At 67.7% G+C, this 5,103-nt stretch carries 3 protein-coding genes and 1 CRISPR repeat array; of the genes, 1 reads left to right on the top strand and 2 read right to left on the bottom strand.

Annotation, left to right across the window (positions count from 1 at the left end):
* Nucleotides 1-18 precede the first annotated feature (18 nt).
* A CRISPR array of direct repeats spans nucleotides 19-1,632; the repeat unit is 28 nt; unit sequence GTGCACCCCGCGTATGCGGGGATGATCC.
* Between the two features lie 686 nt (nucleotides 1,633-2,318).
* Nucleotides 2,319-3,476: a tRNA 2-thiouridine(34) synthase MnmA gene (gene mnmA / locus B1H55_RS11850; RefSeq protein WP_077240396.1), complete on the top strand. Its 1,158-nt coding sequence runs from the start codon at nucleotides 2,319-2,321 to the stop codon at nucleotides 3,474-3,476.
* Between the two features lie 419 nt (nucleotides 3,477-3,895).
* Here mnmA and B1H55_RS13155 read toward each other — a convergent pair whose 3' ends face one another.
* Complete coding sequence (locus tag B1H55_RS13155; RefSeq protein WP_073454565.1) at nucleotides 3,896-4,105, bottom strand: type II toxin-antitoxin system RelB/DinJ family antitoxin; 210 nt, start codon at nucleotides 4,103-4,105, stop codon at nucleotides 3,896-3,898.
* Nucleotides 4,106-4,274: 169 nt separating this feature from the next.
* Nucleotides 4,275-5,103: electron transfer flavoprotein subunit alpha/FixB family protein (locus B1H55_RS11840; RefSeq protein WP_143222436.1), on the bottom strand; the 829-nt coding region annotated here is incomplete at its 5' end.

The raw sequence follows: 5,103 nt of genomic DNA, 5'->3' as shown, positions 1-5,103 counted from the left end.
CTCCCCCAAGCCCTCCAGGTGCACCCCGCGTATGCGGGGATGATCCCTGGGTCCGGCGCGCCGTCGACGATGCACGCCGGTGCACCCCGCGTATGCGGGGATGATCCGACCGACGTGCGCGGCCTCTCCAGCAGCATCGTGTGCACCCCGCGTATGCGGGGATGATCCTGGCCACATTATTCCAAAAGTACGTCCATTTCAGTGCACCCCGCGTATGCGGGGATGATCCGGGTCGCCATGCAATCAAGGTAAGTGAGTTTCAGTGCACCCCGCGTATGCGGGGATGATCCGGGCTCGTCGAAGGGTCAGGGGTCGTCGTCGCAGTGCACCCCGCGTATGCGGGGATGATCCCGCCAGGCAACCGATCAGGAGGCTCATCATGAGGTGCACCCCGCGCATGCGGGGATGATCCTGTAGAACGCACTGCGCGTCATCATCTCCAATCGTGCACCCCGCGTATGCGGGGATGATCCCAGGGGCCGCATATTGCCCGTGTAGAAAACGCCGTGCACCCCGCGTATGCGGGGATGATCCTCTAGTCCGCTACTGCGGAGAGAATCGTGGATTGTGCACCCCGCGTATGCGGGGATGATCCTCTAGTCCGCTACTGCGGAGAGAATCGTGGATTGTGCACCCCGCGTATGCGGGGATGATCCCTGCGGCAACCCCACGGACCTGGAAGCAATGACGTGCACCCCGCGTATGCGGGGATGATCCAGGCGAACCCGACCCACGCGACCTCGTCGAGCGGTGCACCCCGCGTATGCGGGGATGATCCGGAGGGCATGATGAGCGACGTCATCACAGGGCGGTGCACCCCGCGTATGCGGGGATGATCCCAGTGGGGCAGACCACACCTCAGACGTCTGATGGTGCACCCCGCGTATGCGGGGATGATCCCGACGTCCTGGCCGCCGTGGCCACGGGCCAGGCGTGCACCCCGCGTATGCGGGGATGATCCCGCGCCGGCGATGACGAAGGTGTCGGTCCCATAGTGCACCCCGCGTATGCGGGGATGATCCCGCTTCCCACCGTGCGCCTCACCGTTGAAAACCGTGCACCCCGCGTATGCGGGGATGATCCTGCTGCGAAGATCCTCTACCGCACCCGAATGGAGTGCACCCCGCGTATGCGGGGATGATCCTCTATGGGACCCTCCGGGCAATTAATCCGGCCAGTGCACCCCGCGTATGCGGGGATGATCCCCTATGCCGGAAGCCCCTGAGTTCAACCTCGACGTGCACCCCGCGTATGCGGGGATGATCCCTCGTAGTGGATGAAATAGATTCCTGGCGACCCGTGCACCCCGCGTATGCGGGGATGATCCCGAAGTCTGCCGTGCCCCGGATAGGACCGAGCCGTGCACCCCGCGTATGCGGGGATGATCCTACGTCCCCCTCCAAACCGCCTTTCATCTGGCCGTGCACCCCGCGTATGCGGGGATGATCCCCGCCCCGTGCCGTGAGAGGCACGGGGCGGCTCGTGCACCCCGCGTATGCGGGGATGATCCGACCTACCGCAGCACCCCGGCCATCCTGACCATGTGCACCCCGCGTATGCGGGGATGATCCCGAGGACGGGATGAAGTTCAGCCCTGACGACTCGTGCACCCCGCGTATGTGGGGATGATCCCGTCGGCAACCGTATCAAGAAGCTCCTCACCCCATACATCTCGCGTATGAAGAGATACGGGGAAGATCCCTGACCGACGCGAGCGCTACCGATGCCGACGTCGCATATCTTGTACATACGGAGATGACCCCAACGACTTATCGAAGCCGGCCTTATCGATGGCACACCTCTCGCATATGCGAAGACAACCTGCGTCACAATGAGTTATGGAACCAGCCCCACAGACACGCTCCAGACCAATAGGGGAATCCCATAAGTCAATCTATCCTTGATTGCTTAATGAGATTCCAGACAAGCCTAGTGGTCCACATAATAAACTATCCATATCAAAGAGTCATTAATTCATATCTACACATCAAGGAAATAGCACACTATAACATATCGTCGAAGCCATTCAATCCAGATAAATGAAGATCGATGACAAAAAGATAAACCATAAGCAGCGTACCACCAAAGGATATATCTATCGATCTCCATGACCTGTATGTGGAGCAAGGACGCTGACCATCACCCGCGTACCTGCGTCGCCTAGACTCCGGAAGGTCGGTTACGCCTGACAGTCAAGCCCCGTAATATTGTTCATCAAGCCCGTACCTCCACCAACGCCAGTACGACGATCCAGCCCCAGTCTCCCGCACTTCCCGCCTGTCCGATCCAGTCCTGACCAACCCACCCCGAGGAGCCCCATGCGCGTCCTGGCCGCCCTGTCCGGCGGCGTCGACTCCGCCGTCGCCGCCGCCCGCGCCATCGATGCCGGGCACGACGTCGTCGGCATCCACATGGCGCTGTCCCGCAACCGGGAGGCCACCCGCACCGGCTCGCGCGGCTGCTGCTCCATCGAGGACGCCTCCGACGCACGCTGGGCCGCCGGCATCCTCGGCATCCCCTTCTACACCTGGGACCTGTCCGAGGAATTCGAGGAGCGCGTCGTCGCCGACTTCCTTGCCGAGTACCGCGCCGGCCGCACCCCCAACCCCTGCGTGCGCTGCAACGAGCGCATCAAATTCGACGCCCTCCTCGAGCGCGCCCTCGCCCTCGGCTTCGACGCCGTCGCCACCGGCCACTACGCGCGCCTGACCGGCGGCGCCGGCGACGGCCGCCCAGGAGACACCACCGGGCTCACCCTCTCGCGCGCCGTCGACGCCGCCAAGGACCAGTCCTACGTCTTGGCCGTCTCCGGCCGCGAAGGCCTGTCCCGCGCGCTCTTCCCCCTGGGCGACGCCCCCAGCAAGGCCGCCGTGCGCGCCGAGGCCGCACAGCGGGGCCTGCCCGTGGCCGACAAGCCCGACTCCTACGACATCTGCTTCGTCGCCGACGGCGACACCCGCGGCTTCCTCACCCGCGCCCTGGGCTCCTCCCCCGGCCGAATGGTGACGCCCGACGGCGAGGTCCTGGGCGAGCATTCCGGCTACTTCGGCTTCACCGTCGGCCAGCGCAAGGGCCTGGGCCTCACCCGCCCCGCTCCCGATGGCCGGCCCCGCTACGTCCTGGAGACCCGCCCCTCCACCAATGAGGTCGTCGTCGGCCCGGCCGAGCTCCTCCAGCGCAGGAGCCTCGACGCCGACGGCCTCATCCTCCTGGACGAGCCCGAGGCGCTGGGGCCGAGCGAGGACACGGACGCCGGTTCAGGCGCCGCTCCCGGGCCCCTCGGATGGGCCGACGCCCACGTGCAGGTGCGCGCCCATGGACGCCCCATTCGCGCACGCGTCACCGCGGACGCCGAGGCAGCATCCCTCCATGTCGAGCTCGGCGAGCCCTTGCGCGGGGTCGCAGCCGGGCAGTCCGTCGTCGTCTACGGCGGGCCCGACGGCCAGCGCGTCCTCGCCCAGGCCACTGTCACCTGAAGCGCCAGGGCGGTTCCGTTCCATCCCATCAATAGATCAGCGTCCAGTGCGCTCCCCCCCCCCGGCCGCTCCGCCCCGCCCCGCCCCACCCCAGATACCGTCTCATCCCGGCGCTGCGGTCTCACACCCGAGATACCGTCTCATCCCAGCGTTACGGTCTCATCCTCGCAGTTTGAGGGCGCAGGAGCGGGGCGAGACGGTATCTCGGGGGTGGGACGGTAATGCGGGGATGAAACGGTATCTCGGGGGCGGGACGGCGACGCGAAGCCGGGAGGGTTGGAAGAGTGAGGAGGAGAAGGCAGGCCGAGAAGGCTCTCAGCGCCGAAGGCGGCGAACGCCGGCAGCGTCGGGCCCGTAGCGCCGGCTCTTCGCCCAGTTAGACGAGGATCTCCTCATGCGTCCCAGTCCGCACGAAGACCTCAATGCCATTCCCATTCCGCCAGGGCCTCGCGCGAATCCTCGTCGGGCACCGGGTGGCCGAGCCTGAGAGGGATCACGTTCCCCCTGATCATCCGGCACTTGAAGGTGCGAGCGACCGGTGACGGATCGAAGCCGAAGTCCTCCGCGCTCCGGGAGGCCCGGCGCTTGGTCCCCTCATCCGCACGGGCAGCCACCGATGAGCCGCCCATCCCCGTCCTGCGCCCTCGCCCCCGAAATACCGTCTCGAACCGGCCTTGCGCCCTCAAACTGCGAGGATGAGGGCGCAACGGCGGGGCGAGGCGGTATCTCGACAGTGAGACGGTATCTCGGGGATGAGACGGCAACGCGGGACCGGGCTAGCCCCGCAACCGCGCCAGCTCAGCCCCGCAACCGCGCCAGCTCGGCCACCATCTGCGGGACCACCTCGGCCACATCGCCGACGACGCCGAAGTCCGCCATCTCGAAGATCGGGGCCTCGGAGTCGTCGCAGACCGCCACGATGGCCTGCGCGCCCTGGATGCCGGAGGTGTGGTGCACGGCGCCGGAGACGCCCAGGCCGATGTACAGGCGCGGGGAGACGCTCACGCCGGTCTGGCCCACCTGGGCACTGCGCTCGATCCAGCCCTCATCGCAGGCCACACGCGTGGCGCCGACGGCTGCGCCCAGCGGCTCGGCCAGTGAGCGGACCAGGTCGAAGTCGCCGTCGACCCCGCGCCCGCCGACCACGACGGTACGGGCCTCGGTGAGCTCGGGCCCGGCCGCGGCGGCGGAGCGCTCCGCCTCCACGAGCTCGACGGCCGCGGACTCGGCCGCGGGGGCGACCTCGACGGTCTCGGGGGCGAGCTCGGCGATGCCGTCGGAGGCGGCCTCGTAGGCACCGGGCCTCACGGCGATCACGGGGGCGGGACCGCCCAGGGCGAGCGCGGAGGTGGTGGACCAGGAACCGGACAGGACCAGCTTGGTACCGGTAAGGGCGTCACCGCCCTCGGCCGGACGCAGGTCGGCGAGGTCGCTGGCGGCGGCCGAGCCGAGCAGGACAGCGGCACGGCCGGCGATCTCCTTGCCGCGGTAGTCGCTGGCCACGAGCACGGCGGCGGCGCCGGTGGCCCGGGCCGCGGAGACCAGGGCGTCGGCGGCGCATCCGGCCAGGGCGGGGACGGCGGCGGCCAGCAACCGGGTCGCGCCGGCGGCGGCCAGGGCGGGCGCC

It is taken from the genome of Actinomyces denticolens (genome assembly GCF_002072185.1).
GTDB lineage: Bacteria > Actinomycetota > Actinomycetes > Actinomycetales > Actinomycetaceae > Actinomyces > Actinomyces denticolens.
The sequence above is the reverse complement of the archived record's forward strand: the minus strand, read 5'-3'. Positions and strand labels throughout refer to the sequence as shown.